19 protein-coding genes and 1 pseudogene are annotated in these 25,438 nt (G+C 64.9%); 10 read left to right on the forward strand and 10 right to left on the reverse strand.

Annotation, left to right across the window (positions count from 1 at the left end; genetic code table 11):
• Positions 1-92: 92 nt before the first annotated feature.
• The 3 genes from DB31_RS30690 (at position 93) to DB31_RS30700 (ending at position 3,642) form a co-directional block, all read left to right on the forward strand.
• Positions 93-2,318, forward strand: coding sequence for an MltF family protein (locus tag DB31_RS30690; RefSeq protein ID WP_044194100.1), 2,226 nt, complete (start codon positions 93-95; stop codon positions 2,316-2,318).
• Positions 2,319-3,173, forward strand: coding sequence for a hypothetical protein (locus DB31_RS30695; protein ID WP_044193933.1), 855 nt, complete (start codon positions 2,319-2,321; stop codon positions 3,171-3,173).
• A gap of 61 nt (positions 3,174-3,234) precedes the next feature.
• Positions 3,235-3,642 carry a VOC family protein gene (locus DB31_RS30700; protein ID WP_044193935.1) on the forward strand — a complete coding sequence of 136 codons (408 nt, stop codon included), beginning with the start codon at positions 3,235-3,237 and terminating at the stop codon, positions 3,640-3,642.
• A gap of 16 nt (positions 3,643-3,658) precedes the next feature.
• On the opposite strand, the gene DB31_RS30705 is transcribed toward DB31_RS30700, so the two are convergent.
• The 4 genes from DB31_RS30705 to DB31_RS45335 form a co-directional block, all read right to left on the reverse strand.
• The gene (locus tag DB31_RS30705) at positions 3,659-5,698 is read right to left on the reverse strand and encodes a hybrid sensor histidine kinase/response regulator (protein ID WP_083968850.1); all 2,040 of its coding nucleotides are present in this window, start codon (positions 5,696-5,698) and stop codon (positions 3,659-3,661) included.
• 136 nt (positions 5,699-5,834) lie between these two features.
• Positions 5,835-9,419: a fibronectin type III domain-containing protein gene (locus tag DB31_RS30710; RefSeq protein WP_044193937.1), complete on the reverse strand. Its 3,585-nt coding sequence runs from the start codon at positions 9,417-9,419 to the stop codon at positions 5,835-5,837.
• Positions 9,420-9,611: 192 nt separating this feature from the next.
• Positions 9,612-11,117, reverse strand: a complete 1,506-nt coding sequence (locus tag DB31_RS30715) for an ArnT family glycosyltransferase (RefSeq protein WP_044194104.1) — start codon at positions 11,115-11,117, stop codon at positions 9,612-9,614.
• Between the two features lie 16 nt (positions 11,118-11,133).
• Positions 11,134-12,366 (reverse strand): polysaccharide deacetylase family protein, encoded by a 1,233-nt coding sequence (locus tag DB31_RS45335; RefSeq protein ID WP_083968852.1) that lies wholly within the window; start codon positions 12,364-12,366, stop codon positions 11,134-11,136.
• 45 nt (positions 12,367-12,411) lie between these two features.
• Here DB31_RS45335 and DB31_RS30725 point away from each other — a divergent pair, with 45 nt between their 5' ends.
• Genes DB31_RS30725 through DB31_RS47100 form a run of 3 tightly spaced genes read left to right on the forward strand, consistent with a single transcriptional unit; the run spans position 12,412 to position 16,369 of the window.
• Positions 12,412-13,920: an FAD-binding oxidoreductase gene (locus DB31_RS30725; protein WP_044193939.1), complete on the forward strand. Its 1,509-nt coding sequence runs from the start codon at positions 12,412-12,414 to the stop codon at positions 13,918-13,920.
• A gap of 35 nt (positions 13,921-13,955) precedes the next feature.
• Positions 13,956-15,425 (forward strand): AAA family ATPase, encoded by a 1,470-nt coding sequence (locus DB31_RS47095; RefSeq protein ID WP_083968854.1) that lies wholly within the window; start codon positions 13,956-13,958, stop codon positions 15,423-15,425.
• Positions 15,426-15,427: 2 nt separating this feature from the next.
• Complete coding sequence (locus tag DB31_RS47100) at positions 15,428-16,369, forward strand: DUF4435 domain-containing protein (protein ID WP_075306284.1); 942 nt, start codon at positions 15,428-15,430, stop codon at positions 16,367-16,369.
• On the opposite strand, the gene tnpB is transcribed toward DB31_RS47100, so the two are convergent.
• Positions 16,366-16,530: an IS66 family insertion sequence element accessory protein TnpB gene (gene tnpB, locus DB31_RS48180; RefSeq protein WP_044194108.1), complete on the reverse strand. Its 165-nt coding sequence runs from the start codon at positions 16,528-16,530 to the stop codon at positions 16,366-16,368. The two genes, DB31_RS47100 and tnpB, sit on opposite strands and share 4 nt — an antisense overlap.
• Positions 16,524-16,850, reverse strand: a complete 327-nt coding sequence (gene tnpA, locus DB31_RS30740) for an IS66 family insertion sequence element accessory protein TnpA (protein ID WP_044193943.1) — start codon at positions 16,848-16,850, stop codon at positions 16,524-16,526. The genes tnpB and tnpA overlap by 7 nt, the downstream gene beginning before the upstream one ends.
• A 319-nt stretch (positions 16,851-17,169) precedes the next feature.
• Here tnpA and DB31_RS30745 point away from each other — a divergent pair, with 319 nt between their 5' ends.
• The 3 genes from DB31_RS30745 (at position 17,170) to deoD (ending at position 19,604) form a co-directional block, all read left to right on the forward strand.
• Positions 17,170-17,574, forward strand: coding sequence for an MGMT family protein (locus DB31_RS30745; protein WP_044193945.1), 405 nt, complete (start codon positions 17,170-17,172; stop codon positions 17,572-17,574).
• Positions 17,575-17,622: 48 nt separating this feature from the next.
• A complete protein-coding gene (locus tag DB31_RS30750; RefSeq protein WP_044193948.1) occupies positions 17,623-18,777 on the forward strand; it encodes an LOG family protein in 1,155 nt (384 codons plus the stop codon).
• A 101-nt stretch (positions 18,778-18,878) separates the two neighbouring features.
• Positions 18,879-19,604 carry a purine-nucleoside phosphorylase gene (deoD, locus tag DB31_RS30755; RefSeq protein ID WP_044193950.1) on the forward strand — a complete coding sequence of 242 codons (726 nt, stop codon included), beginning with the start codon at positions 18,879-18,881 and terminating at the stop codon, positions 19,602-19,604.
• Between the two features lie 4 nt (positions 19,605-19,608).
• Here the strand turns inward: deoD and DB31_RS30760 are convergent, their stop codons facing one another.
• The 4 genes and pseudogenes from DB31_RS30760 to DB31_RS47105 form a co-directional block, all read right to left on the reverse strand.
• On the reverse strand, positions 19,609-20,910 hold the full coding sequence (locus tag DB31_RS30760; protein WP_240486967.1) for a DNA polymerase beta superfamily protein: 1,302 nt from the start codon (positions 20,908-20,910) through the stop codon (positions 19,609-19,611).
• Positions 20,911-21,675: 765 nt separating this feature from the next.
• On the reverse strand, positions 21,676-22,656 hold the full coding sequence (locus tag DB31_RS30765) for a toll/interleukin-1 receptor domain-containing protein (RefSeq protein ID WP_044193956.1): 981 nt from the start codon (positions 22,654-22,656) through the stop codon (positions 21,676-21,678).
• 946 nt (positions 22,657-23,602) lie between these two features.
• Positions 23,603-23,956: pseudogene (locus tag DB31_RS50050) on the reverse strand (helix-turn-helix domain-containing protein); the annotation flags it as partial.
• A 337-nt stretch (positions 23,957-24,293) separates the two neighbouring features.
• Positions 24,294-24,920, reverse strand: a complete 627-nt coding sequence (locus tag DB31_RS47105; protein WP_083968856.1) for a DUF2379 family protein — start codon at positions 24,918-24,920, stop codon at positions 24,294-24,296.
• Positions 24,921-25,028: 108 nt separating this feature from the next.
• Here DB31_RS47105 and DB31_RS30780 point away from each other — a divergent pair.
• On the forward strand, positions 25,029-25,438 hold a 410-nt coding region (locus tag DB31_RS30780; RefSeq protein ID WP_044194112.1), incomplete at its 3' end, for an IS5 family transposase.

A 25,438-nucleotide genomic window follows, 5' to 3' on the forward strand; every position in this document is an offset into this window, starting at 1 on the left:
GCCTGGACTCCGCGTGTGGCGTGGGCATGCCCCCCCTGCCCAGAGGACCCTGGATTCCGGTAAGAACCTCTCTGTAGAGGGGGTTCTTCTTGGTGTCTTCGTTCGGCTTCAACCCGTCCCACGCGCGCTGGCTGCTCGCCGCCGCGCTCTCCCTGTCCGTTCTGGCTTGTGAGCCGAGCAAGCCCCCCGCGCCGCCGCCACCACCCCCCGTGGCTGTTCCGGCCCCCGCTCCGGCCCCCGAGCCGGAGGATCCGATCTTCCCCGAGGCCCCTCCGCCGCCTTCCGCGCAGCCCATCCCCGAGCCCGAGCCGCTCAAGTCCACGGGGGATCTGGCGGCCATTCGCGCCTCCGGCATGCTCCGGGTTCTGGTGGAGGGCACGGACGAGGACTTCCTGCCGCGCCAGGGCATGCCCAAGGCGCAGGATCGGCTCCTGCTGACGCGGTTCGCCGAGAAGCAGGGGCTCGCCGTGGAGTTCATTCAGGCTCCGAGCTTCGATCGTCTCATCCCCATGCTGCGAGAGGGGCGGGGCGATCTCATCGCCGCGGATCTGACGGTGACTCCCGCCCGTGCGAAGGAGGTCGCCTTCACCCGCCCGCTGGCCGTGGTGAGTGAGTTCGTCGTCGGCAAGAAGGGGGAGAAGGACTTGCCCCGGAAGCCTGAGCAGCTCGCGGGCCGCACCGTCCATGTGCGGGAGAGCTCTTCTTTCGCGGACTCCCTGCGGGCGCTGGCCCAGGACAAGGCGCCGGGCCTCGTCATCGAGCCCGTGCCAGAGAGCATCGAGCCCGAGGAGCTGGTGTACGAGGTGTCGCGGGGCGAGCGTCCGCTCACCGTCGCGGACAGCCACTTGCTGGCGGCAATCGAGGCCTACAACCCTGACGTGGAGCGGCTGTTCCCCATCGCCGAGGGCCGGCAAATCGCCTGGGCCGTGCGCCAGGAGAACCCGGAGCTGAAGCTCGCCCTGGACTCCTTCGTCACCGAGCACGTCCTCACCGAGTACGCCTCCGAGAGCTTCAAGGGGGACCTCCCGGCCATCCGCAAGCGCGGGGTGCTGCGCGTCCTCACCCGGAACAATCCCGTCACCTACTTCCTGCACCGGGGCGAGCAGCATGGCTTCGACTTCGAGCTCGCCAAGGCCGCCGCGGAGCAGCTCGGTGTGCGGCTGGAGATCGTGGTGCCGCCCTCGCGCGATCTGCTCATCCCATGGCTGAAGGAGGGGAAGGGGGACGTCATTGCCGCTTCGCTCACCGTCACGCCCGAGCGCTCCGCTGAGATCGCCTTCTCCAAGCCCTACCTCTATGTGGACGAGGTGCTGGTGCAGCGCTCCGAGGGACCCAAGTTGGCCTCGCTCGCGGAGCTGAAGGGCCAGAAGCTCCACGTCCGCGCCTCGTCCAGCTACCACGCCACGCTGCAGGCGCTGCAGAAGGCCCATGGCCCCTTCGAGATCATCCAGGAGTCCGAAGAGCAGGAGACCGAGGAACTGCTCGAGAAGGTGGCCTCGGGGGAGATCCCGTACACGGTGGCGGACAGCCTGTTGCTCTCGGCCGAGCAGGCGTATCGGGATGGGCTCGAGGCCGCGTTCCCGCTCCCGGTGGAGGGCACCCCCGCAGCCAAGGAGGGCTCGCGCGCCATTGCCTTCGCGGTGCGCAAGGACGCCGTGAAGCTGCGCGGCTTCCTGGATGGCTTCGTGAAGAAGATGTACCGCGGCACGAACTACAACATCTGGCGCAAGCGCTACTTCGAGAACTCGCGCCGCGTCTTCGAGGCCAAGGTGGAGCGCACCGAGGTCTCCGGCACCCTGTCGCCGTATGACGCGATCTTCCAGTCGTACTCGTCCCGGTACGGCATGGACTGGCGGCTGATGGCGGCGCAGGCCTACCAGGAGAGCCGCTTCAACCCGAAGCAGAAGAGCTGGGTGGGTGCCATTGGCCTCTTCCAGGTGATGCCCGCCACGGGCCGCTCGCTCGGGTTCCGAAAGCTGGAGGACCCCGAAGAGGGCACCCACGCGGGCGTGATGTACCTGCAGTGGCTGGTGAACCGGTTCGAGCCGGAGATTCCCTTCAAGCACCGGCTGCGCTTCGCCCTGGCCTCCTACAACGCGGGCTATGGCCATGTGCAGGACGCCCGGCGCATCGCCAAAGAAAAGGGCTGGAACCCCAACAAGTGGTTCGGCCACGTGGAGAAGGCCATGCTCCTGCTGGAGAAGCCTGAGTACTACCGCCGCGCGCGCTATGGTTACTGCCGGGGCTCCGAGCCCGTGAAGTACGTGTCCGAGATCCAGACCCGCTACGCCAGCTATGTGGAGCTGCTCCCGCACTAAATGACCGAGCCCCTCTCCAAAGGACCCTCCGCCCGGGACCAGGAACACCACGCGGCCCAGGCCCCGCCGCCGTCGCGCACGCTGCTCCAGCCGAGCAGCGAGGTGATGGCCATGCTCGTGCGCCGGGGCTTCCAGCCCAGCCTTGCCACGCTGGATCTGCCCTTCCCACCGGACGCGGATGAGGCCCTGACCGAGCGGATCGCGGAGCGGCTCGGGCACTATGCCTTCCGCCTCTTCCTGCGAGGCGCCATCCTGAGGCGCGGCAGCTTCTCCCCGGAGGATGCCTCGAAGTACGTGGAGGCGCCTCGGGCGACCGAGATGGCCGAGGATCTGGTCTCCCTGCGGATGGCGGCGCGGGAGGAAGACGGGCGCTACCGGCTGCTCCATCCGGTTCGGAACTTCGGCGGCACGCTGGAGTGGTACGTGGGCCGTGAGCTGCGAGGGCGCCTGGGCTTCGATGTGGCCGCCGGTGTGAAGTTCCACGCGCCCGAGGTAGGCGGGGATCTCGACGTGGTGGCCGCAGCCGAGGGCCGGCTGCTGTACCTGGAGATGAAATCCTCGCCGCCCAAGCACCTCGCGCAGGATGAGGTGTCCGCGTTCTTCCGGCGCGTGCGTGCGCTGCGCCCCCACCTGGCCATCCTCGTCATGGACACGGCCTTGCGCTTGTCCGACAAGGTCGTCCCACTGCTCCAGGCCGAGCTGAGCGCTCCGGTTCCGGAGCCCCGCCGCGTGGTGCGCGAGGTCTGGGCCCTGACGCCGCACCTCTATGTGGTGAATGCCAAACAAGATTTAATGACGAACGTTGGGATCGCCATCGCCGAGGGCTGGCGTGCACTGTCTCCTCCGCCACCGTGAACCTCTGGAGTAGGGTGCGCCCCGTCCGGTCATCGGGGACCGGTATAGGGGGAAGCACACCATGGAGTTCCACAGAGGCCGGCTGTTCGACCACGTCCACCTGAAGGTTCGCGATCTCGAGGCGAGCAAGCGCTTCTATCGCGCCATCTTCGAGGTGCTGGGCGTCCCGTTCGGCGGAGAACGTCCAGGCGTGTTCTGGACCGATGAGCTCTACGTGAGCGCCACAACTCCGCTGACCACGAACATGCACCTGGCCTTCCAGGCACCCGATCACGAGACCGTGCAGCGCTTCCACAAGGCCGCGGTCGCCGCAGGCGGCAAGGACAATGGAGGCCCTGGCGAGCGCCAGTACCACCCGGGCTACTACGCGGCCTTCGTGCTCGATCCCGATGGGAACAACATCGAGGCCGTGTTCCATGGACCGGCGAAGCGCTCGGCGGCTTCCGTCGTCTTCACGACCGCAGGTTGACGCCGCGCACCCGCGCTCAGGGCTGGAACCCGGGCAGTGACGGTGCCTGGGCCACGAGATCTCGGATGTGCTGCGGATCGAAGGGCTTGTCGATCAGTGGGAACGGCACTGTCTGCAGGAACGTGCGAGCCTTCTCGGTGAAGCTGCCGCCCGTCATGAAGACGAACCGCTCCAGGCAGGCCTTTCGTTGGGCCTGCAGCGCCTCGTAGACGTCCATTCCCGTCAGGTCCGCCATCATGAGATCGCAGAAGATGCGATCGAAGGCTTCGTCCTTCGCGAGGAGATCCAGCGCCTCGCGGCCGCTCTCCACCGCCACCACCTCGTGCGAGCGGCCGATGATGCGCCGGAACACCGAAGCCATCCCCGGCTCGTCGTCGATGACCAGCACTCGCCTGCGCCTGGCCACCTTCGCTATCGGCGCGGGCGTCAGCGCTGGCGCGGGTGCCATGCTCGTCGGCAGCACCACCCGGAACGTCGTTCCCACCCCGGGCTTGCTCGTGGCGCTCAGGTTCCCCTTCATGCTCTGCACCAGCCCCAGGCAGATGGAGAGCCCCAGCCCCATGCCCTCGCCCATGGACTTCGTGGTGAAGTAGGGCTCGAAGGCACGCTCCAGCACCTCCGGCGTCATCCCCCGGCCCGTGTCGCTCACCTCCACCACCACCCGCCCATCCTCCATCTTCGTGGTGAGCGTGATCCAGTGGTTCGCCGCATCGCCCTCGGGGATGGCCTGGGCCGCGTTCATCAGCAGGTGCAGGAACACCTGGCCCAGCTTCGCGTCGTTGGCCAGCGCCTTCGGCACGGGGTGGTAGCGCTTCTCCACCTGGGCCCGGTGGCGCAGGTGCGGCATCGCCATGGACAGGCTGAAGTCCAGTGCCTCGCGCACGTCCACCGGCCCCAGCAGGGACTCGTCCGCCCGAGCAAAGCGCTTCAGATCCGTCAGGATGCCGCGGATGCGCTCGGCGCCCGTCCGTGCCTCCTCGAGCGCCTCGAGCGGCTCCTGGAGTACCTCCGTGCTCGAAATCGGCCCCGTGAGCGAACCCAGCGCCTCCAGCGCGAAGTGCAGGTTGCCGATCACGAAGGACAGCGGGTTGTTGATCTCGTGCCCCACGCCCGCCGCGAGCTGGCCCGCCACCGCCAGCTTCTCCGATTGGACGAGCTTCTCCCGTGCCGCCATCAGCTCCTTCGCTCGCTCGTACGCGAGCGCCTCCGCCTCCAGCCGCAGCGAGTGCTCCCGGGCCAGCAGCGCATCCCGCTCCGCTTCCAGGCGCTTGCGATCGCGGATCTCCCGGAAGAAGGCCGACAGCCCCTGGCCCGAGGGATAGATGTGCACCTCGTACCAGTTGTCCGGCGGCAGGTACGCCTCGAAGCGGTACGAGACCCGGTGGGCCATGGCCCGGCGGAGCGCCTGCTCATACGGGGGCGCGGCCAGCCGAGGGATCATCTCCCAGAGGCTCCGGCTCAGCATCTGCTCGCGCGGCTGGGAGGACAGGTCCTCGGTGTGCACGTTGACGTAGGTGAAGTTCCAGTTCGCATCCACTGTGAAGAAGGCGTCGGGCGTGCCCTCGAGGATCTCCACCATGCGGTCTCGCGTCTGCCGCAGGGCCTCCTCGGTGCGCCGGGAGATGCTGATGTCCCGGAAGCGGGCGATGAGGAAGTGCCGCACTTTCATCACTGTGCAGTACAGCCAGCCCTCGCCGCGGCTGTCCGGATAGGCCACGGAGAGCTCCGCCGAGATGGGCTGCCCCGAGCCCTCCGCCGCGCACAGCACCGCCATCCAGCCCACCGCGTCCCGCCCCGGCAGCAGCTTGCGCAGCCGTTGCCCGGCCAGACTGCCCTCGCGAGGGCCGAGGATGGCGTGGGCGGCGGGGTTGGCGGAGAGGCACTCGAAGTCAGTGATCGTCCCCGGGTCGTCATGCAGAGGCACCAGGAAGAGGCTCCCCTGGGGCGAGACCCGCTCCGCCTCCTCGAGCGCGCGCAGCAGGGCCGAGGCGTCGAGCGAGGACGTCTCCTGCAGCCGCTCTGTGGGAGTGGACTTCACGGGCAGTAGGCTCGACATGCCGGAGCAGGCTCCAGGATGACAGGTCTCCGAATGCAGCGAGGGGCCCCCGAGTCTTCCCGGGAGCCCCCCTGATCAGTGGTCAGTGTCAAGTCCCCCTCCCGGTTCATGCGGGAGGGGAAGACACCGGTGCAGTTTAGCGCGCGGCGCGCCGTCCCTGCGTGGACACCTTGCCAGGTGTGGCCTGGGCGATGGTGGGCGAGACCGTGAACACCAGGTCGTCGCGATCATCATAGCCGCCGGTGGTGCAGGAGCCCGCGGTGCTGCTGAAGCGGAAGTTGCCGCGGATGGCCTGCTGGCCGGTGGCCGTCGCGTTCAGGGTGAACGTGTGGGTGAACGTGTAGAAGCCACGCGTTGTCGGGCAGGAGAGGCCCGTGGTCAGCGCGGTCCAGGTCGGCGTCGCGGCCGTGGGGTTGGTCGAGTAGTACAGGTCCAGCTTGTCCGTGGAGCTGTAGCAGTGCGCCTTCGCGGTCAGCGTCACCTGCTTGCCCGGGGCCAGGTTGCCCTGGTCCACGGTCTTGAGGGTGAGCTGCTCCAGGCTCTCGTCCGTCTGGTAGGTGCCGGAGTTGCCATCGGCGCAGGTGCTGCCCAGGGTGTTGGGCCGGTTGGTCTCATTGCCGCTGGTCATCGTGCCGCGGCCCTTGATGGCCGTGGTGCCGGTGTCGCAGCCGCACGCGGCGGTACAGCTCGGGACCTTGAGCGTGGTGTTGTAGGTGGCCAACTGCGGCGAGCAGATGTTCGCCGTGGTGAAGCTGAACGTGCTGCTGTACGCGCTCGCGCCGCAGGTGTCCTTGGCGCGCGCCCGCCAGTAGTAGGTGGTGTTGGCGCTGAGCGCCGGGGACACCGTCCAGGCGCTGGCCGCCAGCGCCGTGTTGGAGGCCACCACGGAGGCGAAGGCCGAGTCGCTGGCCACCTGCACCTCGTAGGCGGTGGCGCCCGTCACGTCCGTCCAGTCCAGGTCCGCCGCGGCGGAGACGCCGGTGGCGCCGTTGGCAGGGGCGGACAGGGTGGGCGCCGCGAGCGTGGTGCAGCCGCGCGTGGTGAAGGCGCTGGCCGAGGACCAGGTGCTGGAGCCGCCGCAGCTGTTGGCCGAGCGCACACGCCAGTAATAGGGGGTGTTGGCGTTGAGGGCCGGGGACACCGTCCACGTGCTGGCCGTGAGGCCCGAGGCCGAGGCCACCACCGTGGCAAAGCCCGCGTCGCTGGCCACCTGCACGTCGTAGGTGGCTCCCGTCACGTCGCTCCAGTCGAGCACCGCGGCGAACTGCACGCCCGTGGCGCCGCCCGCCGGGCTGACGATGGCCGGAGTGCTGGGCGAGGCGCAGCTCGGCGTGGTGCACACGCACTGGCTGGCCTGGCTGTAGCAGGCGGCGCTCGTGCCCTGGCCAACGATGGAGTAGCAGTACTGGCGGCCGTTGGCGACCTCGCCATCCGTGTAGCTGGTGCCGGTGACGGTGGCGATCTTCGCCTTGCCGAAGTTGCAGCCCGCGAAGCCCTCCGTCTTCATCACCCAGTAGGAGCTGGCGCCCGTGGTGGTGCTCCAGTTCAGCGTCACCTGGCCGTCGCCCGGGGTGGCGGTGGCGGACGGAGCCGCGGTGGGGCCGCTGGCGCAGCCGCTGTCCACGGGGGCCGGAGTGGAGCATGCGATGTTGTGGCGGTTGAAGGCCGCGTAAATGGCCTTCATGTGCGGGGTGCCGTCGTTCAGGTTGCCGTTGTCGTCATCCGCCGCGAGCCAGGACATGTAGCCGTTGGTGGCGCCGCAGCCGTTCGAGGTGCCGGCGGTGCAGTCACAGGCGTGCCACGTGCCGATGTTGCCGCTGCCCTGGTAGAAGACCTTGTTGGCGACGATGAAGGCGGTGTTGGAGTCGTAGTTGTACGGCGCGCCGCGCAGATCGCGCGACACGAGATCCCACGCGGCCTGACGCGCGGGCGCGGCGGCGCAGTGCACCTGGCGGCCGCAGGGGCCAGTGCTGGAGCTGCAGCGCGGGCAGACGTGGTTCTGCGGGGTGTCCGGGATGCCGTCCGTGTGCTTGGCCCAGTCCGCGTCGCGCACGCCCGAGCAGTTGGTGGCGCAGTGCGCGGGCTGCCCGGTCACCTGGTTCTCGTTCACGTTGTAGCCGGTGCCGTCCGCCGTCTGGCCGCAGCCCTTGTCGCTCGTCCAGAAGAAGCCGTGGCCCACGCACGAGGTCTGCAGGCGGTAGATGGCGGCGATGTCCGCGTAGCCCTCGCTGGAGTTGCTCAGCGAGCCGTTGGAGTCGTTGTTGTCCATGCCGTGACCCCACTCGTGGTCGAACACGGCGCCGATCTCGCCCGTGTTCCGGCAGCCACCGCCACTGCGGTAGAAGTTGACGGTGCCAGCGCTCCAGTAGGCGTTGCAGGTGCTGTTGATGTTGACGTTGGCGGTGAGCTGCCCCTGGAGCCACGTGTTGGAGGGCAGCCAGCCGCGGGCCTGCTCCTTCAGCTTGTTCAGCTCGTAGAAGGAGGAGCGCGCCGCCGCGGTGTTGCCCGCGCCGCCGCCGCCGGTGGTGCAGTCATGGTTGCCGTTGACGCCGCTCAGGTTCAGGTTGCCCGTGGCGGAGCTGAAGCTCACGGCGCCGCACGTGTCGCTGATCTTCACGTACTTGCCGGCCAGCGTGGTGGTGACCGTGCCGGAGCTGTAGTTGTAGATGCCGGCGCCGTCCGTGAAGTTGTTGGGCGAGGCCAGGCCCGTGTTCGCCCACGGCATGGGCGAGTTGGCCTGCAGGGAGCCGCACGTCTCGTTGTTGGGGCAGATCTCCGTGTTGGTGGAGGGATAGATGCCGCCGGTGATGCTGGCGTCCAGGTAGCTGTTGTCGTCCTCGAGCGCGAGCGTCTCGCCCGTCTGCGCGTCCACCGTCACCTTCCAGCTCTCGCTGCGGCCCTCCTCCTTGAAGCCGTACGTCCACACGAGCTGGTGGCTGTAGCCCGCACCGAACGTGCCGATGAAGCTCTGGCCGTTCTGCGTGTTGGCCGTGGCCAGCGGGGCGATCTCCAGCGTGGGCTGCATCCACAGGGCGCCCGGCGAGGAGAGCAGGCCCAGCCGCTCACTGGCCAGCGCCATCGCCTGCTGCGGGTCCACCGTGGGCTTCGCGGAGATGGAGGTGTTGGACCAGGCCTCGGTGCCCAGGAGGATGAGGTTGCCGTGGTTGATGACGGCCGCCACGCGTGCGTGACGCACGGGCACGCCTTGAACTTCCTGCGGAATGTGGACCATCCACAGGTGCTCGGAGACCTTCGTCACCTTGGGCGCGCCCAACTGCAGCGGATCCACGCCGATGGCCTTCGCGTTCTCCGAGACGAACTTGACGATCAAGTCGCCCACGACGGCCTCGGTGACCTGGCTCACCCCGCGGCCCAGCGCCAGGCGCAGGCTGCTGAGCGTCACGGTGTTGCCCACGCCATCGCCCGGAATCATCGGGATGGAGCCCTGGATGGAGGTGGCCGCGCCCGTGCGCGGATCCAGGTACACGTGGAAGTTCTTCCCGTTGCGCGCGAAGAAGTCCGCCCACGCGCTCTGGCCTTGGGCCGTCAGCTTCTGCTGGACGTCCTGCAGCGGCTCGTTGGTGACGGGGATGTAGAGCTCGGGCTTGAAGAAGGCCTTGCTCGAGAGGGTGCTCGGACCCTGTTGGGGGGGGACGATCGCCCAGCTCGCCGCCGACAACAGCAGTGCGAGACAGGCGGTCAACTTCGCGACATGGCGCATACGGCTCTCCGGAAGAGGGGACCGCGAACGAGGGGCCGGGGGTAGGGCCCAGTGGGGGATGGCAGCGCCGGATGAAGAGTCGGAAAAGAAGAAGGCTGCCAGCAAGCTTGCTTGCCGGGGAGGCGGTCTAAACCAGAATCTCCGGTGAGACAAGGACTGGCAGTGTTAGCAGGGAAGCACTTTTAGTCCGTATCAACTTTTCGGCCAGATCTGTACCCAGTCGTCCTGGATCAGCTTGCCGCCGGTGCGCTCGGTGGTGCCGCTGGCGGAGAAGCCTCGGGGTTCGCTCATGGCGCGCACGCCGGCCTCGAGCCAGAGCAGCAGCAGCGCCGCCGAGGCCATCGCGGGGAGTCTCGCGGAGAGCGTGGGGCGGCGGGAGGCAAGAACCTGGAGGGGAAGCAGCAGCAATGGGAGGAGGGCGGGGAAGAGCGCCAACATGCCTCGCGCGTAGCCGAAGAAGGCGAGGGTGATGAGGAAGCGGTGCAGGAGCACCGCGGTGAAGAGGCTGAAGGCGCGGTGAGGCGCGCGCAGCGAGAGTCCAGCGCCGACGAGCAGGAGCAGCGCGAGTGGCCACTTGAGCCAGTGGCTCTCGGGGATGAAGACGTCCACAGGGGGCCGGGCTCCGCGCAGCCCCGAGGGGAAATTGGAGACGCCGAGTCCCAGGCTCAGACCCTCCAGCCAGCGGTCGAGCTTGGCGAGCAGGAGGCGGGTGGCATCGCCAGGGTTCTCGGCCATCCAGCGGAGGCCCTCGGAGTAGCCATGGAGCAGGAGGTGGCGCTGTGAAGGGTTGGCCGCGTCGAGGTGGCCGTCCGCGCCGAGCTTGTTGACGAGATCTGGAGTGAAGCCGCCCGTGGCCTGGGCGTTGTTGGCCATGGCGAAGTTGATGGGGCCGTACACTGTGACGAGGGTGAGCTCTGGGAGCGGCTCAAGGCCTGGGGCCTGCGCATTCAGCTCCTGGATCACGCGCGCATTGCGCACGCTCCAGGGGGCCAGCACGGCCAGGGAGACGGCCATCGCCACGGCCCAGCGGACGAGCTGAGGCTTCAGCGGCACCTGCCGGTCGCGAGCGAAGGCCGCGAAGGCGAGGAGGAACGGCCAGAGGTAGAGGTGCTCGGCGCGAGTCAGCGAGCCCAGCCCCATGACAGCGCCCAGGAGCACCGCAGCCCACCACGCCAGCCCGCTCCGGGCCTGGAGCACCAACGCGCACGTGGCAGAGAGGAAGAGGGCGTAGAGCACCTCGTTGCTATAGGTGGTGGAGAGGACGAGCCACCCGAAGCTGGCGGAGAAGAGGCCCGCGGCGAGCAGGCTCCAGGCCGTGCCGAGCACCCGGCGCCACCACGCCCACGTGAACGCCACGGTGGCGGAGTGGAGCACCGCGAGGCTCAGCTTGTACGGGAACGCATCGCCGCGCGGCTCGCCGAGCAGTTGGTACAGCCACCCGAGGAGCGCGGGGAACAGCGGCGGGTGGTACGGGAGCGTGGGCTGCGCGGGGCTCCGGTCCCGGGCCCAATCCAAGGCGTACGTGTGGAAGAAGCGGCTGTCTCCATAGAAGAAGATGGAGAAGGGCCACGAGCGGTCCGGCGCGCCCAGCAGGTACAGCACCCGGAGCAGCAGGCTCAGCAGGAACGTGGCGGTGACGCCCACGGCCACGGGATGCCGCGTGCAGAACTGCCGCGCACTGAGGAGGAGCCGGCGCATGGAGAGGCCCGGCACCTTACATGGAAGCGTCCTCGACGATCTCCCATCCATCGCTTCGCCGGTGCAGGACCAGCAGCGTGAGGCCCGTGGCCGGTGCCTTGTCCGGGTAGGCCAGGGTCCACCGCGCCACCACGCTCACGCCATGCACCCGCGAGGCGAGCGCGTCGCCGAAGGCGGAGTACTCGATGCCCTTGGCCAGCCGGGTCTCCAGGAACTCGAAGGAGAGCGTCCCCAGCGCCTTGCGGTCAGGGTAGCGCTGGCGGTAGCGCGCGAGCACCTGGGCTCGCCCGCGCGTCAGCCCCGTGGGCGAGAGGAAGGCCGCGTCCTCGGCGTACACCGAGCAGAAGGCCTCCAGGTCTCCCTGGTTCCAGGCCTCGGCCTGCTTGCGAAGCAGGGCGTGGACGGCGGCCTCCGTGTCCTGGCGCACCTTCTTGTCGATGAGCCGATCCCACAGCGAGGGCCCGTGCGTGCCGATGAACTCGTGTGGCTCGGAGAAGATGGGGTGGGCGAGCACCTCGTCGGCGGTGGCGAAGCGGTGCCCCGTCTGCTCCAGCCACGTGAAGAGGCGATCCCACTCCGCGGCGCCCACCGCGTTGGCGTGCAGCAGGAGGATCTGCGGCGACACCCCGCCTACCCGCTTGTCCCCGCGGGCCTCGGCGGTGCGCACCGCGACGTGCAGGGCCTCCTGGTACTCCTCCGACACGGGCTTGCCCTGGATGAAGGGCTGCTCGAAGGACCAGTCCTGGTTGTCGATGGTGACGGGCAGTGCCCGCTGCTTCGACTCGGCAAGGTAGGCCCGGACGGCCCGCAGCTTCTCGAGCGTCTCGCCCTCGCGAAGGAAGGGAAAGCGGAAGAAGCGCAGCGTCTTGCCTCGCGAGGCCAGGTGCTTTGCCAGCAGGGCGCGCTCCTGCTCGACGTCGGCGATGAAGTCCTCCGCGCTCTTCTGGGTGAGGGACGGGTGCGAGTACGAGTGGTTGCCCAGCTCGTGTCCGTCCGCGAGCCAGAGGTCGAGCAACCGCGTTTGTTCCGGCTCCTTCAGATGAGAGCCGTTCACCAGCCCCACGGCCTGAATGTGGTGCTTCTTCAGGACGGCCAGCAGCCCTCGGGTGATGCGCTCGCGCTCGGCGGGGTTTGGGTGGAGGGAGATGGCGGCGACGGGGAGGTCATCCACGGTGATGAGCAGCGGGCGTCCCGCCGGGGGAGGGGGAGCGGCTCCGAGCAGCATGACCATCAGGACAGGGGCAAGCATGACCCTCGTCTAGCAGGGCCCAGGTCGGGCAGGATAGGTGCCACCATGGCCCCTTCCTTCGAGCCCTTTTTCGCCGCAGTTCGTGAGCACCTGGGTCCCGAGTCCGTGGATACAACGCCGGAGACGGTGGCTCGCTACGGCGCGAACCTGCTTCCGGGAGGGGATCTGCCGCCCTCGGGCGTCGTGTACCCGGCCTCGGCCGAGCACGTGCAGGCCGTGGTCCGGCTGGCCAACACGCACGGGGTGACGCTGTGGCCCTCGAGCACCGGCGAGAACCGAGGGCTCGGCTTCAAGTCACCGGTACGCCCGGGGCAAGTGGTGGTGGACCTGGGCCGACGCATGAACCGCATCGTCGAGATCGATGAGACGCTCGCCTATGCCGTCGTGGAGCCCGGCGTCACCTACGCGCAGCTGTACGCGGAGCTGGGCCGGCGCGGCCACAAGCTGATGATGGACACGACCTCGGGGCCACCGGATGGAGGCATCCTCGGCAATACGCTCGACAAGGGCGCCGGGTACACGCCGTACTTCGATCACTTCGGCATGAGCTGTGGCTACGAGGTGGTGCTGCCCACCGGTGAGCTGCTGCGCACCTCGGATGGAGGGCTTCCGGGCTCGAAGACGCAGCACCTCTCCAAGTATGGGTACGGGCCGTTCCTCGATGGGCTCTTCGTTCAGTCGAACCTCGGCATCGTCACGCGCATGGGCGTGTGGTTGATGCCCCGGCCGCCGGTGATCCGTTCCTTCTTCTTCTCGTTCCCGGACGATGAGGATCTCGGCGACATCATTGAGCTGGTGCGCCCGCTGAAGATGAACAACGTGGTGCCCACGCTCATCAAGGTGACGAGCGACGTCTACGCATTTGGCACCGAGGAGTCCTATCCCTTCGAGAAGACGGCAGGGAAGACGCCGCTGCCCTTTGAGGTCCGCAAGGAGCTGAGGGAGAAGTACGGCCTGGGGTCCTGGCTCGTGTCGGGCGCGTTCTATGGACCCTCGGAGGAGGCCGTGCAGCCGCTGATCGAGCGGATGCAGGCCCACTTCATGAAGTCCGGCAAGGCTCGCTACATCTCTCACGCCGAGGCGGAGCAGAGCCGGGTCCTGAAGATCCACATCTCCACGTTCAGTGGGCAGCCCACGGCGGATGAGCAGGGGCTGCTGTGGTGGCGGCCAGGAGGTGGGGCCACGTGGTTCCTGCCCGCTACGCCCATGGTGGGGAAGATCGCCAGCGAGCACCAGGCGCTCTCCCGGCGCATCCTCTCCGAGCACGGCTTCGAGCTCGCCGTTGAGTATGTGTGCGGCCCTCGCATGAGCCGCGCCCTGCACATCCTCCTCTATAACCGCCAGGAAGCCGAGGAGCGGCAGCGGGCGGCGCGGTGCTTCCTCGCTCTGCTCAAGGCCTACGCCGAGGCGGGCATCATGGTCTCCCGGGCCCCGCTGGATGTGCAGCAGGAGGTGATGGGGCTCCTCGAGACGACGCCCGAGGTGCTCTCGCGCCTCAAGCGCGCCCTGGACCCGGCGGGCATCCTGGCCCCCGGCAAGTACGGAATCGAATGAGAGAGTAGGAGGCCTATGTTGTTGACTGGCCTTTCATGAGGCGAAGCATAATCCTTGTCGCACGCACAGTGTCTCCAGCAAAAAGCACACAGGAGCTGTTTATGGTAGATGACAAAGAGCCACTAGCTCTCAAATATTTCCGCATCGTTGGTCTTCATGGGAAAAGAACTTTCAAGATTCCCTTTGATGGAAAGAGACTCGTTCTCGTCGGGGAAAATGGAACCGGTAAAAGCACAGTCGTCTCCATGATTTATTACGCATTAACCCGACAGTGGGAGCGCTTAGACGATTACGAATTCAAAGCCATCCAAATCGGCTTCTCCGGAGAAGAGATAGAAATAGCGAAAGCAGATTTGCCAGAACTTCATCGTGGCACGTCTCGCGAGCGTGGTCCCTTTTCCTCTGGGATGTATCGCATAGCCGAAAAATACGTGTCCCGTCACCTAAAGAATGTGATCAGCAGGGATCAAGTCGACAAGGATGCCCTTGCAAGAGAATTGTCAGAAGTCATGGGAATCTCCATGAGAATGGCTGTTATGCTTGTGTGGGATGTGGTGGGTGGAACAGGAGTTGAAAACCCTGCAGCATCAGTTAACGCCAAGCTCTTAGAGCTCTTTAATACGACAGTCCTTTTTTTGCCAACCTACCGGCGCATAGAGAGAGACCTTAAAGCTATATTCCCAAATCTGGAAAAGCATATCGAAGAGTTTAGGCAGTCGCACAGCCGCCGAAAAGACACTCGCGAGTACATCGAACTGGTCGAGTTCGGAATGCATGACATCGACATCGCGTTCGGCGAAACCATGTCCCAGCTCAAAGAAGATTTGAGAAAAGGTTTAGATGCATTGACCGGAGAGTATCTAAGAGATGCTCTCAAGAAGGGATACGACGCTGCGGATGTCTCTTTGATTAGGGAGTTGGATGAACCTACACTCAATAGCATCCTTGGGCGAATTGATGAGAAGTTTCTCCCGTCTGCCGACAAGGAAAGCCTTAAGAAGCGGATCTCGTCAATAAGAACAGCTGAGCGTGTTCAGTATGACGATCGTGTTGTTGCGCACTTCTTCGGGAAACTTATCGCTCTCCATAAAAGACAGGCCGACAAAGAGAGTTCTGTTAGAGCCTTTGTCGATATCAGCAATAAATACCTGGAAAACAAGAGGGTAGAGTTCGACAATGGCAACTTCACAATCAAGATAGTACCAATTGACGACTCCGGTCACGTCAATGGCGAACCACTCCCTCCGAAGATGTTGTCCTCTGGGGAAAAGCAGATAGTCTCACTTTTTACTCACCTGTTCTTGACTAGTAATGAAGGCTTCTTTGTAATTATAGATGAGCCGGAACTGTCGCTGTCAGTCCCGTGGCAAGAGAGGTTCTTGCCGGATATCTGGGGAAGTGGCCGCTGCAAGGGATTGCTCGCCGTGACACATTCACCCTTCATCTACAGTAACTACGAGATGAAGGATGCTGCGCACGCCTTGATGGAGTTTGTGGAGGGTTAGCAATGACTTTCCCCGATCAACTTCAACAATCCATGCAGCGCAGTGTTGTGATTCTCCATCGGTTTCTCCTTAATGTTGGTAAGCTGCGCTCAGGTGTGCATGCGTTTTTCGAGGGCAAGACGGACGATTCGTTCTATGGAACTGCCATTCGTAGCCACCTAGATCCAGATCGTAAGTACGCCACGTATCACTGTGGGAGCAAACGTCGCGTGCATGATGTGCGCAAGGAAATCAATGGCCGCGTCCCAAGAGGAAGCGTAGCGCTGTTTTTTACCGATCGCGACTTGGATCGCTTGATTCCAGTTGTGTATGACTCTTTTGATGATGTGTATGTTACCGATTTCTACTCGGTGGAAAATCATCTTGTTTCTGAAGAGATGCTTGAATGTGTATGGGGCCAAGTATTCCGGCAGGAACTCGATCCAGCCTCAATGACTCCAGTGATGGAGAAGTTCAGAGAAGGCATGGCGAAGTATTGTTCGACTATGCGGTATGTCATGGCATGGGTGGTGGTCCAGAGAAGAGCGGGAACAAAGCTCAATCTTGATGACAAGGTAAGCCTGCATGAACTATTCGAAGTAGGCGAGGACCTTGTTGCAAGCACGAAGATCGCTGATGGAGACGTATACAAAGCCTTGGATAGCATGGCTAGGTGCGTTACCAATGAAGAACAGAAAGCCCAGGCGGACGCTCTTGCAGCACAATTCGTAAATGAGTTTCCCAAGAATTTTGTTAGGGGTAGGTTTGAGCTTTGGTTTTTTATGGAGTTTCTGAAGTCGTTGCGAAAGTGGAGTGAACGACAAGGATATCGCGTCCAGGCCAAGGTTGAACTTGGCTTGGCAAATGCCCTTGATGTCTTAGGTCCACGAGTACGATTGCCAATATCGCTAGCAACATTTCTTCGGAGGCATCTCGGCAAAGCAGAATTGCCAGGGGCCGTTTAAAGCCATTCTCCTCGTCGAGTGACAAAGACGAACAGATGCCCGGAGTAGACGTCCTCTGCAAAGCTGGAGCGCACCAGCGCCATCAGCCCGTCGATGGATTCACGCATGTCCACCGGTTCGGTGGCCAACACAATGCGCACCGCCGAGGGCAGTGTCAGCACGAGGGGCACTCCAGCGCCGCCATCAGCCGCGCCATATAGGAAACGTCGGTGCCCATCGCGAAGCTCACGCGCACGCCCCTGGCGGTGAGCACCTCCATCTTCCCCGCGCTGCTCATGGCCGGCGCGGCCACCTCCACCGGCAGCAGGCGCACAGGCGGTGCACTGGGCGCGGCCACTTGGCGCCTCCGCCGGTAAACCCACGACTGCACGGTACTCAGCGGCAGCCCTTGCTGCTGGGCGAACTGCTTCTGCGTCAGTCCGCTCTGCTCAAACTGCTCGGCGATGCGGACCCACTGCGGCTTGTCGGCTGGCTTGGTCATGGGTCCAGGGGTGTCCCACCTCGCTCAACTCAACAAGGTCTCTCAGCACGTCGTCCGCCGGACGGATACGAAGCTCACGCCACCGTGGAAAGTACCTAGGAGCGCGACGGCCCCTCGAGATAGGGGGGCCCGCTCGGGTTCCTCCGGGCGCGACTGCGCCGAGGGTAAGGGATTCACTCGCAGCGTGCGTCCAGGGTTGGACCACCCTCGGAGGAGGCAGATCCTTGCCTAAGCTCCCAACCCATGGGGTAGTATGGTATCGACACAACCCACTACACCCCATCCGGAGGAGGACTCCTCCGCGGAAACAGGAGCTGTCATGCCCCTCAACGACGAGCGGGACTATTACGAGCGCATCTACAAAGTCGTGAACCAGATCCCCAAAGGCATGGTCGCCACCTATGGAGACGTGGCCGCCATCGTCGGAGACGGCTGTGACGGGCGCATCGTGGGCCATGCCCTCGGGGCGCTTGGGCCCCGGTCGGTCCAGGTGGCCTGGCAACGGGTCATCGGACGCAACGGCCGCATCACCACCTCCGGCCTGCACCAGCCCGACAAGCTGACCGCCGAGGGGGTCCAGTTCGATGAGCGCGGCTATGTGGTCATGGAGCGCTGCCACTGGGCCGGCCCGAGCGCCGAGTGGGCCCAGGCCCACGGCTTTCAGCAGCTTCCCAAGGGAGGCGCGGCCGAGGACGCCCCCGACAGTCAGCTCAGCCTCTTCTAAGGCCGAAAACCGAGGCTCCCACGGCCCCGGTCGTGGGATTCTCGCGGCATGACCGAGATCGAGACCCTCGAAGCCTTCGAGCGTCACCTGCGCAGCGGCAGTCCCTTCCGCAACGTGGTCATCCAGGGGCTGGACCTGCGGGGCTTCACCCGGGAGCTCTCTTCCGCCCCGCTGGAGGGCTCCGCCTTCCTGGGGTGCCACCTGGAGCAGCAGGCCCTGCAGGCCGCCCTGTCTCACGGCGCCATGGTGTTCCCGCCGTTCCTCGGGCTGCCCTACCAGCCGTACCGCAGCCACCTCTATACGGTCGAGGAGCTCTACGCGGGCTTCGATCCCTCACGCCCTGGCACCTACGCTGACACGCTGGATGCTCGTATTTACGCCCACTGGGTCACCCAGGGCCGCGCCAGCCCGGTGTCCATCCTCGATACGCTGGCCCAGCGGCTCCATGATCACTCCGTCACGGACGCCATGGAGGAGCTGCTGGCGGGGAATGGGCAGCCTCGCAAGGTGGTGGCCATCATGGGCGGCCACTCCATGCTCCGAGGCCAGCCGGATTACCGCTCGGTGGCGGTGCTCGCGCGCGAGCTGACCCGTCGTGGCTTCTTCATGGTGAGCGGTGGAGGCCCCGGCGCCATGGAGGCCACCCACCTGGGTGCGTGGTTCGCCCGGCGCACCGATGCGGAGCTGGACGCGGCGCTCGCCATCCTCGCGAAGGCCCCGAGCTATAAGGATACTGAGTGGCTCTCTCTCGCCTTCGATGTGCGCACGGCGTTCCCGCTGCGCCCCGAGGACCTCTTGGCCTGCGCGAGCCTGGGCATCCCCACCTGGCACTACGGGCACGAGCCGCCCAACGCCTTCGCCACCATCATCGCCAAGTACTTCGCCAACAGCGTGCGCGAGGAGGGGCTCATCACCATCGCCCGGGGTGGCATCATCTACTCGCCCGGGAGCGCGGGCACCATCCAGGAGATCTTCCAGGACGCCTGCCAGAACCACTACAACACCGTGGGCGTCGTCAGTCCGATGATCTTCCTCGGCCGCGAGTTCTGGACGCGCACCCGGCCCATCTACCCGCTCGTGGCGCAGCTGGCCCAGGGCTACGAGTACGCGCGCTACCTGCGGCTCACGGACTCGGTGGACGAAGTCATCCAGGTGCTGGAGGAGTACGACCGCGACCAGGCCCTGCCGCGCCCGCCCGGCTGAGCGCTCGGGTGTGGCTCGGCGTAGGGCTCGGGTCTGACCGGGAGTACGGGGGCCGGCCGGAAAAGTGCCGGACCGGCGGCAGGGGCTTATCGTCCCCAGTCATGCCAACTCCACATATCTCCGCGGCCGCAGGGGACTTCGCCGAGGTGGTGCTGATGCCCGGCGATCCGCTCCGGGCGCGCTACATCGCCGAGCGCTTCCTCGAGAGCCCTCGCGAAGTGACGGCGGTTCGCAACATGTACGGCTTCACGGGCACGTTCCGGGGCAAGCGGCTCTCGGTGATGGGCCATGGAATGGGCATCCCCTCGCTGTCCATCTACGCCACCGAGCTGGTGACGGAGTACGGCGCGCGCGTGCTCATCCGCGTGGGGAGCTGCGGCGCCATCCGGAAGGACGTGCCCATGCGCAGCGTCATCGTCGCGACGGGGGCGGGGACGGACTCGAAGGTGAACCGGATGCGGATGCTGGACCACGACTTTCCGGCGGTGGCGGACTTCACCCTGGCCCGCCGGGCCGTGGAGGCCGCCGAGCGCATGGGCCGCACGGTGCGCGTGGGCTCCGTCTTCTCCACGGACTTCTTCTACCACCCGCAGAAGAACCTGCTCGACGTGCTCGAGCGCATGGGCATGCTCGCGGTGGAGATGGAGGTGGCCGGGCTCTACGGCGTGGCTGCCGAGTTCGGCGCCCGGGCGCTCGCGCTGCTCACCGTGTCGGATCAGATCCGCCTGGGCGAGCACCTCTCCCCGTCCGAGCGGCAGACCTCTTTCGACGAGATGATCGAGGTCGCCCTGGAGGTGGCCGCCTCGGAGCTCGGCGCAACCCCCTGAGCGGTCAGGTGGGGGGCTCCTCTTGCGCCGGCTCGTTCCCGGCGTAGGCGGGGGCCTCGGGAGCATCACGGCCCCAGGCGCCGGGCTCCTTCAGGACCCAGCGCCGGGCCAGCTCCTCGCCCACGCGGCGCAGCAGCCGGTCCGCGCGGGCGTAGTCCGGGTGCTCGGGGAGCGGGCTCTGGTCGCGCGCCGCCTCCAGCTCGGGGGCGAGCGCCTCGGCGTCTCGGAGCACCTCGTCCAGCGCGACCCGGCCGTGCTTGATGTCGAGCAGCCGATCGCGGAGCGCTCCCGTGGCCTCGAAGGTGGGCGAGCCGTTCTTCAGCCAGCCCGTGGCCAGCGCGATGAGGCGCAGCAGGTTGTAGGCATTCTTGGGCCGCAGCTCGCGCGCATCCGGGGGCCGCCGGCCTCCTGAGCGCGCATAGCGGGTGAGCGCCGCGAAGTCGTTGGCCTCGATGAGCCCCTGGTCCGACAGCGAGCGGTAGAGCTGCTTGATGTACGTCTTCGCCGCGAGGATTCCATCTTCGGGCGTGGGGGCCTGGCGCGGGGACTGCTTCGCCAGCCGGCGGGCCACCTCGTCGAGATCCGGCGCGGGCTCCTCGCACAGCCAGTCGAGGACGAGATCGCGGTGCTCGGCCAGGCGCTGCGAGCTGGACAGCTTGTGGAGCTGGCTCAGCGCGTAGCGGCCGAAGCTGCCGAAGATGTTGCGGGAGACGAAGGCCTCGCGCTCGGCCAGCAGCCACTCGCCCAGCACGTCCTTGGCGCGAGCCGAGGGCACGAAGAGCAGCTCCAGCGTGTTGGGATCCGCGCGCAGCGCTTGATCGATGGCCTTGCGGACCTCCCAGTAGGTGGCGCTGCCATCGGCGCTGACGAGATCCCGGGGGAACTCACCCAACCCCCACGTCCACGACAGCGGGAGCGCGAAGGCCCCGCGCAGGTCCGTGTCCGAGCCTTCGTGAGCCAGCCCCCAGGCGCGTGAGCCCACGGTGGCCTCGAGCACGACGCATGGCTGGAGCGCATCCCACGCGGCGGCGCGGCGCAGGGCGAACTGCACCTGCCCGGGCTTGCGCGGTACCAGCTCCTCGCGGGCATACCAGAGCTCGCCTAAGCCGGTGATCTGTACGTCCAGGCCGCCATCCCGTGCACGGACGACGCGGCCCACCATGCCCTGCGGCACGCGGCGCTCACCCGACACGCGCGCGACACGGGTGATGACCTCCGTGCCATGCGGCAGCGGAACGGAGAGGGGATCGACGCTCTCGAGCCCCTTGATGCGGTGCTGACCCTGGCCCATGGGCCGAGAATACATGGGCGGAACCTCTCAGGGGCCGAGGGCTAGCTCTTAGGTAACTGAGGCGGACGTATTCCGATGGAGGAGGTTTACGCAGAGCCCTATGGCGTGCGGAGTACGGCATCACCCATCCTCGAATTTCCGCTCCGGGATTCTTACCTGCTCGAAGAGTCGCTCTTTGGGGAGCGACCATGCAGCAGCTACAGCCTCTACTGCAGCTCCGATGAGTGAGTGCTGGAGGTCTCGGCGTGGAGCATCGAGCGCGGGCCAGAAACTCGGCGGAGTTCCCTGAATCGGTCGCACCTGTGTGCCTGTCATGACCTTAAGCACGTTGGGGGCAAGGGTCGCGGACGCGTGGGCGCTTGGCTCAATCGAGGAGACCAGACGAATTCTTCTCAGAGGCCTGCTCCACTCCACAAGTTGATCGACAGTTTTCTATTCAGGGATAGGGCCTGTCTCCGCTACTGGCAATGAAGAGGTGTGCCCCACAGGCTCTGATCCTGAGGCATCCCCTCATATGAGGCCGAAGACTTCGCGGAAGGCGGGCTGCTCGCAGACGAGTTGAGCGAAGCGCGCCATGAGTGGCCGCAACCTGTGCTCGGGCATGTAGGGAATGGCCTAGTAGTACATGCAGCCCTGGCGAGGAAGTATATAATCCCGTATGGACAGAATGGAAGTAGCAACTACACCCAAAGCGAAACCGCGCTGTTTTTAGCCACTCACGCTGCTCGCTCTGGAGCACACGCGACATTTGAATTCATGCAAGAATTCTGATTCGGTCGTTTAGCGCTGAAGTCTCTCCATGAGCAGCGTCCATAGATGTTCGGCAGCGCCTTGGTGCGACAGCTTCTCGTCGAGCTGCTGACCAAAGGACTGCATTCCGAGAGGTTTCAGATAGAGCGATTGGCTGTCATGCTCAACATTCAACATTTCGTTGATGCCGTTTCCCGCCATAGACGTGCCATAAGAGAAGGCAATGCCCTCTCGGCGTCCAAAGTTGCTCAGACTGATCGCGCACTCTGCCAGCTTCTCACCGTTCCTATAAACAGAGGCAGCGAACTGGCGTGCATCGATGCGCTGATATCTCGTCCTGATGTCAGCGTTGCGCTTTTGGAGTTCTTCCAAAGAGCCTTCAAAGAATCTAGCCATATACTCGAAGGCGTCATGCACAAACTGGTCATGATCCAGTTCTGAGAACTCCCTCTTCACTCGCAGGTTGCTTGAGCGTAGCCGCTCCGATGCTGTAAGTGCGGCGCCGATAGCAACTGCTGATGTTCCTCTCTGCGCGGATTGACTCGGATGAATAGCACTTGAATCCTGGAGCGTGCCGAGTTCTTTTACTGCCTCACGGACTTTCACTGCGACATCTGTCAATGCCTCATCCTCGTTTGGCCACATTGTAACGGGTTTCCCATCCCGTGGAGCGGCCAGCAGTTTGCCGAATGGGGACGAGTGCCAATCGCACGAGCGCAAAATCACAGGGATCACCCGTGCCTCGTCGGCTTCGTGGCGCTCAAGGGCTCTCATCATCTCCTTGGAGTAACAGTATTCAGAGGCGAGAAAATCAGAACTCACCAGCAGAAGGATGACATTGGCCGCCTCAAGGTGTTTGCTGATGGAAGCGTCGAACTCATTGCCGGCCGTAATTCGACGGTCATGCCAAGGCTCGATGAGCCCCTGGCGCTTGAGCATCGTCAGGTGAGTCTCGAGCCTGTTACGAAGTGCCTCGTCGGCATGGCTGTAAGAAAAGAAGAGCTTTGCCATTAACTGAGCCTCGGTCAAACACGTGAAGAAGACTAGTTTGTGATACCAAAAGCATTGGTCCCAGGCACCACATGGCCATTTGCGGAATAGCCCCGTAAAGCCTCTGGTAAACACTCCTCAAGGGGAATCTGAACTGACTAAGGCATTATATTGGCTTATTGGCCTTTGCGTATGGCATTATTTTTTTGGCGTCGGGATACCGGAAGATGAGTGCAGCAAACGCATCTCTCTCCCAACAAGTTCCCTCATACGCCCCGCCAGGCGTCAAAGTCTTGCCATTAACAACAAGCGCATTGAGCGGTGGGAGGTGGTTCGCCATGCAGAATCGAGCGATCTCTCCCAAATAGCGCCCAAGTTTAATTGGAGGCGCATTTACCCCAGCAGCACTTCTGATTCTACCGTAAGTCGTCAGTCGTTTGGGTATCCTCTCAGGACGATAGGTCCTCCGAAAGACGAGCCGATTTTTCGACTGATGCCGCAATAGCGCTCGGAGCAACTTCCGGGCAGTCAGGGATATCGGCACTCGTCTCAATTTTCTCTCTGGCTTGGCTGTGCCTTCCATCGCAGTGGCTCCATCGGAAGAACGAATGACCTCAAGATAGAAAGGCTATCCCACCCCTGCAAGGCGCTTCTATGGCATATGCATGAATCCTAACATGGCAGGTAAACACCGATGAATTCCGGCAACTTGGGATGTCAACAAACTCATGGCCTTCTCTCTGCGGCCTCTTCGTGTCCCCTTCGATGTCTCATGGAGACAAACCTGCCGAAGAGGACCTAGCCCGGATCGGTCACACCGAGGACGGACGAAGGGAGAGTGTCTCTGCGTAGCCTGACGGTGGCAGCTGGAGATGCCTTGGGAGTGTTCTGGCTTGGTCGCCAAGCAAGGCTCGGCCCCCTCCGGCCGGAGGGGGGCCTGCGCCAAGTTGTCAAAGAGCGGCGGACGTCAGGAGGAGGCGGCGGGTACGGCGAGAAACTGCTGGGTAATGCGTGCAAACACCTCGTCTGGATGGATGGCGCACCCGTAGCGCCGCTCCAGGTGGGCGGCCAGCATTGCCACCGTCCAGGTGTGGGTGGAGTAGCCCCAGTCCGAGGGTGGGCAGCTGAGTTCTTGGAAGATGAGTTCGGCGGTGATGCGAGCTGCTGCCGGGGGACGTCCGCTACGAGGCGCATCTCGCAGTGCCTCGACTTGCCGTGCCCGCAGGTACCGTTCGAGCCAGAAGTACACCGCAGCTCGGCTCATCCCGGTCACCTGCGCCGCTTCGGCCAGCGTACGGCCCTCGGCCACGAGGAGCAGAGCCTGGGCGCGCCGTTACACGCGCACATCCTCGGCCTGTCGAAGTGCTTGCCGAAGACGTGCTCGATCATGCCCGCTCAGCCCTCGCTGGGTGGGGCCTCGTCCCTTCTGCATCCACCCAATCTAGGCCCCGCCCCGCTATTGTGTCAGGAACTTTTGCCTACCCACTTAGCTAGGAGGCAGTCTCTGTCCTGGTTCATCGGAATACGCCGTACACTGCGGCTTGCATCAGACGCGTGGTGGTTCCGACCAGTCGGAAGCAGGAGCACGCCGGTTCCGACCAGTCGGAAGCATGTGCACGTCGGTTCCGAACAGTACGATTGAAAATTACGTTCGGGGGCTACGGTGCTGGGGGCAGCTCGTCTAGGTGCGCTAGGTGCTCCTCGGCGGCACGGCGGTATCTCGGGACGACCTCCACGGCGAGCCAGTCGCGGATCTGCTGGCGTGCCCCTGCGAGATCTCCAGCATCTCGGAGTTCCGTCATCCGGTACATGGCGCTCTTAAGCCGGTCTGAGGCATCACGGAGGCGCCCCATGATCTGCCCGAGAAGCACCCCAGCAATCTCAGGGCTGGCTAGCGCCGGCTCCGTCTCGGCCTCGCTCATGCCCACGTCAGCGGCGGACCGTCGGAGGAAGGCGCGCATCCCCTCGTTGAGTTCCAGAGGCTGCCCTCGCTGGACACGGTGCAGAAGAATGGGAAGCTGCGCCCGGTCGGAGAGCTTCGGATCTGGCTGTCCGCTCGCGACAACGGCCTTGAGCCGGGTTGCCTCGCGAAGCTCAGATTCGGCTATCCTCCGGTAGTGCGGAACGACCTCAACGGCGAGCACCTTTTCCATCTGTCTGCGCGCGCCGTCCAGGTCCCCAGCATCCCGCAGGCGATACGCGCGGGTTTGAGCCCGTCCGAGTCGATGTGAGCCCTCATCGATGCGGCGCCTGATCTCTCCCAGCAGCGTTGCGGCCGTGGGCACACTGCTTAGTGCCTATCTCGGTAGGGAAGAAAAGACCCTACCTGATGGGTTACAAGGTGAAGGAGGAAGATTCGGGTGGGAATAGCGAAGAGAGATGACGGCTGAAGGATGCCAGAGGAACTGTGGGCCAAGATAGAGCCCCTGCTGCCGCCCAGGCCGCCGCATCCACTAGGGTGCCATAACCCGAGAGTGCCGGACCGGTCCGCCATGGAAGCCATCCTGCTGGTGCTACGCACGGGGATGCAGTGGCACGCGTTGAAAGCCACCGGCCTGTGCCATCCGTCCTCGGCCTACCGCAGGTTTCGTGAATGGCTGTCGGCCGGAGTGTTCTCGGAGTTCTGGCGCTTGGGGTTGGTGGCGTACGACGCTCTGGTGGGCATTGACTGGCAGTGGATGAGCGTGGACGGGGCGATGACTAAAGCTCCGCTGGGAGGGCAGAAGACCGGCCCCAACCCGACCGACCGCGCCAAGACGGGCACCAAGAGGAGTCTGCTGACCGATGGGCGCGGAGTTCCGTT

It is taken from the genome of Hyalangium minutum, from assembly GCF_000737315.1.
GTDB classification, from domain to species: Bacteria; Myxococcota; Myxococcia; order Myxococcales; family Myxococcaceae; genus Hyalangium; species Hyalangium minutum.

What these genes read in the sequence shown, in the direction of transcription:
- DB31_RS47095 (WP_083968854.1), top strand. Translation starts at nt 13,956, where the DNA reads ATGAGGCGAAGCATAATCCTTGTCGCACGCACAGTGTCTCCAGCAAAA.
- DB31_RS30705 (WP_083968850.1), bottom strand. Translation starts at nt 5,698, where the DNA reads ATGTCGAGCCTACTGCCCGTGAAGTCCACTCCCACAGAGCGGCTGCAG.
- DB31_RS30715 (WP_044194104.1), bottom strand. Translation starts at nt 11,117, where the DNA reads ATGCGCCGGCTCCTCCTCAGTGCGCGGCAGTTCTGCACGCGGCATCCC.
- DB31_RS30700 (WP_044193935.1), top strand. Translation starts at nt 3,235, where the DNA reads ATGGAGTTCCACAGAGGCCGGCTGTTCGACCACGTCCACCTGAAGGTT.
- DB31_RS30710 (WP_044193937.1), bottom strand. Translation starts at nt 9,419, where the DNA reads ATGCGCCATGTCGCGAAGTTGACCGCCTGTCTCGCACTGCTGTTGTCG.
- DB31_RS30750 (WP_044193948.1), top strand. Translation starts at nt 17,623, where the DNA reads ATGACCGAGATCGAGACCCTCGAAGCCTTCGAGCGTCACCTGCGCAGC.
- DB31_RS30765 (WP_044193956.1), bottom strand. Translation starts at nt 22,656, where the DNA reads ATGGCAAAGCTCTTCTTTTCTTACAGCCATGCCGACGAGGCACTTCGT.
- DB31_RS30725 (WP_044193939.1), top strand. Translation starts at nt 12,412, where the DNA reads ATGGCCCCTTCCTTCGAGCCCTTTTTCGCCGCAGTTCGTGAGCACCTG.
- tnpA (WP_044193943.1), bottom strand. Translation starts at nt 16,850, where the DNA reads ATGACCAAGCCAGCCGACAAGCCGCAGTGGGTCCGCATCGCCGAGCAG.
- DB31_RS30760 (WP_240486967.1), bottom strand. Translation starts at nt 20,910, where the DNA reads ATGTATTCTCGGCCCATGGGCCAGGGTCAGCACCGCATCAAGGGGCTC.
- DB31_RS30695 (WP_044193933.1), top strand. Translation starts at nt 2,319, where the DNA reads ATGACCGAGCCCCTCTCCAAAGGACCCTCCGCCCGGGACCAGGAACAC.
- deoD (WP_044193950.1), top strand. Translation starts at nt 18,879, where the DNA reads ATGCCAACTCCACATATCTCCGCGGCCGCAGGGGACTTCGCCGAGGTG.
- DB31_RS47100 (WP_075306284.1), top strand. Translation starts at nt 15,428, where the DNA reads ATGACTTTCCCCGATCAACTTCAACAATCCATGCAGCGCAGTGTTGTG.
- DB31_RS30745 (WP_044193945.1), top strand. Translation starts at nt 17,170, where the DNA reads ATGCCCCTCAACGACGAGCGGGACTATTACGAGCGCATCTACAAAGTC.
- DB31_RS45335 (WP_083968852.1), bottom strand. Translation starts at nt 12,366, where the DNA reads ATGCTTGCCCCTGTCCTGATGGTCATGCTGCTCGGAGCCGCTCCCCCT.